Origin of the sequence: Nocardia tenerifensis NBRC 101015, from assembly GCF_000308715.1 — a bacterium.
Taxonomy (GTDB): Bacteria; Actinomycetota; Actinomycetes; order Mycobacteriales; family Mycobacteriaceae; genus Nocardia; species Nocardia tenerifensis.
In genome coordinates this window covers 1-3,877 of record NZ_BAGH01000496.1, presented here as the reverse complement: position 1 = coordinate 3,877, position 3,877 = coordinate 1, and the positions used below count along the sequence as shown (strand labels likewise).

Here is a 3,877-nt window from a genome sequence, read left to right as displayed (position 1 = left end):
CGTCGACGCGATCAGCAGATGCTCGAGCCCCGCCAAATCGGCCGGGCGCACGCCGGTCTCGGTGACCGGCTTGCCGGAGAACTTCCACGAGACGCTCTGCATGTACAGGTACGAATACGGGTCGACCACCGGCTCGAACGCCGCGACCGCCGCCAACCCCTTCGGCTTCGTCGCCAATCCCATCAGTCCGGTCCACCCCTCGTAGGAGACGCCGAACATGCCGACCTTGCCGGTGGACCACGGCTGGCTCGCGGCCCACTCCACCGCCGTCGCGACGTCGGAGCGTTCCCCGGGGCCGCCGAAGTCCGGGCAGCCGGACGAGCCCCCGAAGCCGCGCAGATCGACGACGACGTAGGTGTAGCCCGCCCGCAGGAACATGTCCGCCTGGAGGTTGTCGGTGGACGGGCCGCCGTTCAACCGCGGCTCGCTCAGATAGGCGAGGTGGGCGCGGTAGGGGCTGACGGTGAGGACCACCGGCGTGCGGACGTCGTCGGCGAGGCCGTTCGGGCGCAGGATGTCCGCGTGCAGGCGGGTGCCGTCGGGTGCGTCGATGAACGCCTGCCGCCACTGGAACGGCACGGCGAGAGGCTCGGCCGTCGCGGTCACCGGCGCGGCGGCGGCCAGCAGGAGCAGCAGCCCGCAGAGGGCGCGCAGCAGGACGGTTCGTTCGCTCACCATAGGACTATCGAGTGTGCCCGGACGACCGTCCAGCCCCTGGAACCGGGGTGGTCTTGTCTCCGGACCGCCGGGCGGCGGCCATCCCGCGTTCACCGCGGTCGGTGAGCATGACGCTATGCCGGAGCTCGTCGACGTGGGTGCGCCCGCGGTGGGGACGGTGTGCCTGGCGCTCTGCGCCGCGCTCCTGTTCGCTGTGTCCGCCGCGTTGCAGCAGGGGGCGGCGCGGCGGGCGGCGACGGAGGCCGGGACGGGGCGGTTCCTGGTGATCGTGGGCGTCGCGCGCAGTGTGCTCAGTGATCGGCGCTGGCTGGCCGGGCAGGGGGCGAATGTGGCAGGGTTCGCCGTGCACGCGGTCGCGCTGCGGCTCGGGGCGATCGCGGTGGTGCAGGCGCTGCTGGTGGTGCAGTTGCTGTTCGCATTGCCGATCGCGGCGGCGCGGCGTAGGCGGGCGCTGCTCGTAAGAGACTGGGCAGGAACGGTTTCGGTGTGCGGTGGGCTGATCCTGCTCGTCGGGCAGGGTGCGACGGCGCACGCGGAGGTGCGGCCGCGGGCGCTGCCCTGGGCGGGCGCAAGTGTTTTCGTCGCGATACTGGTGCTTGTCGGCGTCTCGCGGCTGACCGCCGCCACCCAATGGCGTTCCGCGCTGGTCGCTGTCGCGGCGGGCTGCTGTTTCTCGACCACGGCGGTGCTGGTGGTCCTCGCGACCTCGGCGCTGCCCGGCCCGAGTTGGGCACTGCTCGGCATTCCGGTCTCCACCGTCCTCGGAGGGCTGCTCACCCAGGAGGCCTACGCCCGCGGTTCGCTTCCCACCGCACTCACCGCCATGACGATCACCGATCCTGTCCTCAGCTACGTCGCGGGCCAAACCCTTTTCGCCGCAAGGACTCAGCCCCACCTCGTCCCGCTGGGCCTCGCCGCCCTCGCGGTGATCGCGGGCATCGCACTGCTCGCCAATTCGCCCACGCTCCACGATGAGCTGGACCACACCCACGTCCCGCCGCGTCAATGGGCGCACCAGTGAACAGTTCGGGATCTTCCCAAGGCGAGAAGTGATCGCCGACTGGTCGTAGTGGATCAGGCTGTGCGCGCGGGTGTTTCGTAGTCGGCGTAGAGGGAGAGCAGGGCGGCGGTGGTGGCCGACCACGGGAAGCGTTCGGCGGCTCGGCGAGCGGCGTGGCGTCGTTGTGGGGCGGGGATGGTGAGGAGTTGCCGGACGCCGTCCGCCAACCCCTGCGGAGAACCGTCGGAGACGACGCCGGAGCCTGGAGCGTCGATCAGTTCGCTCGCCGCGCCCGCCTCGGGGACGACCACCGGGGTTCCGCACGCGAGAGCCTCCAGCACGGCGAGGCCGAAAGTCTCCGCGGGCGAGGGGAATACCGCGACGTCGGCCCGAGCGACCATGGTGGCCATGGCGGCGCGGTCGGTGAGGTGGCCGTGGAAAACGACCGGGAGTCCGGCGGCGAGGCGCTGGAGGCGGGGCCGGAGCGGGCCGTCGCCGATGACGGCCAGTTCGCAGGGCAGGCCGGAGTCGACGAGGACTCGCACGGCCTCGATCGCGCGTTCGGCGCGTTTCTCCTTGGACAATCTGCTCACCAGTACCAGGCGGACATGCCTTGTCGCCCATCGCGTTTCGTCCGGCTCGGGGCGGAAGGTGGTCAGGTCGACGCCGAGCGGGATGCGCCGCACGTTCGTCGCCCCGATCCTGGCGAACTCCGCCGTGGCGAAACTCGAGGTGACCACGACCTTCTCGGCGCGCACGCAGAGCCGGCGGTTGGCCAGGTCGGCGGCCGTGACCAGCGGGAAGCCGGGCGGGACGCGGGTGCGCAGGATCGCGTCGATGCGCTCGTGGGAGAACAGCACGAGCGGCACGCCTGCCCCGCGCGCCCACGGTGCCAGCCACCGAACGCTCAACTTGTCGCTGCACTCGAGCACATCGGGTCGCAGTCGATCGAGCACCGCCCTGGTCCGTCGCGCGGTCAGCACGTGATACCCGCCCGCCCCGAACTTGGGGCTGCGCACCGTGATTCGGCGGCCCGACGTCGTCAGTTCGTCACCGTCGGCGGGCCCGGGAACCACGAGCACCCGGCCGTGCCCCGCCGCGAGATACCCCCGCCCGATCTCGTCCAGGCAGGTCCGCAGGCCGCCAGAGGCCGGGGTGTAGAAGTTGGCGATCTGCACGATTCGCACTAGGGCACCGCCGATTCCACGAGTTCGGCGTAGGTGGTCGCGCGTGCCCCCGCGCGCAAGGCGGCGTCGATGGCGCGGAGGGTGGCGTCGCGCAGGCCGGGACGGTGGAGGTCGTCGGGGTGCAGGGCGAGGCGGATCAGGCCGCCGCAGGCGGCATTTCGCCGGGCCATCGTCTCCAGCACGGCCGCGCCGAAGCGCTCGGACCAGCCGTCGCCGGGGCGATGCGAGAGCGCGAAACCGCGGTGCCTGCGGCCGGTGCGCAGATCTTCGAGGCCGAAATGGTCGGTGGTGTGGGAGAACCCGGCCGCGCGCAGGGCCCGCCGAGCGGCGGGTGAGGCCAGCCAACCCGGCGGTGTGAAACCCGTAGTGGACAAGCCTGACTCGGACATCACCTCGGTGGCGGCCCGCAGCTTTCCGGCGGCCTCGTCGGCGTCGAGCGCGGCGAACTCCGCCGCACCTCGCGCCACCGCCCGCCCGAGCACACGCCGCCAGCCACCCTCCGACCCGGCCCGGTGCGACCATCCGTGCACCATGATCTCGTCGCCGCCCGCCCGCCGCTCCCGCAGGAAACTCGCGTAGTCCGGCCGCCGCGCCAGCGACGCCCCTCGCCACGGCCCCGGAATCACCAGCAGCGACACCGGAATCCCGAACCCGTCGGCCTCCGCACACCACCGCTGCGTCTCCGCGGCACTTGCCGGCGCCACGTCATGGACGCTCACCACCAACCGCCCACACACGCACCGGAACGTAACTCGCCTCGGTGACCGGCACCTGAACGGCACAATGCCGCCGTCCGACAGATCGACCATGCCCGGCGAATGGTGTCGCTGCCCGGCGGGGATGGATGGAGCGATCGTCGCTGCCGCTACGTCCTGCTCAACGCCCCTCCGTGCCGCCTTCGGTCCTGTACAAAGTCCGTCCGTGCCGCTCTACATTCCGTGCGACGCCCTTGCCGCTCTACTTTCTCTGCACACCCCTTCGTGCTGCTCTACGTTCTCTGCGACGCCCTTTC

At 71.5% G+C, this 3,877-nt stretch carries 4 protein-coding genes; 1 reads left to right on the top strand and 3 read right to left on the bottom strand.

Going from position 1 to position 3,877, the window contains the following annotated elements; translation table 11 throughout:
* On the bottom strand, positions 1 to 678 hold a 678-nt coding region (locus tag ON39_RS34440; protein ID WP_040740488.1), incomplete at its 3' end, for a CocE/NonD family hydrolase.
* A gap of 115 nt (positions 679 to 793) precedes the next feature.
* On the opposite strand from ON39_RS34440, the gene ON39_RS34435 reads away from it, so the two are divergent.
* Entirely contained in the window at positions 794 to 1,699 is a 906-nt protein-coding gene (locus tag ON39_RS34435; RefSeq protein ID WP_051187471.1) for a DMT family transporter, read from the top strand.
* Between the two features lie 53 nt (positions 1,700 to 1,752).
* Here the strand turns inward: ON39_RS34435 and ON39_RS34430 are convergent, their stop codons facing one another.
* Positions 1,753 to 2,865, bottom strand: coding sequence for a glycosyltransferase (locus ON39_RS34430; RefSeq protein ID WP_040740487.1), 1,113 nt, complete (start codon positions 2,863 to 2,865; stop codon positions 1,753 to 1,755).
* Positions 2,865 to 3,584 carry a DUF2334 domain-containing protein gene (locus ON39_RS34425; protein WP_303621536.1) on the bottom strand — a complete coding sequence of 240 codons (720 nt, stop codon included), beginning with the start codon at positions 3,582 to 3,584 and terminating at the stop codon, positions 2,865 to 2,867. Before ON39_RS34425 ends, ON39_RS34430 begins: the two co-directional genes overlap by 1 nt.
* Between the last annotated feature and the right edge of the window lie 293 nt (positions 3,585 to 3,877).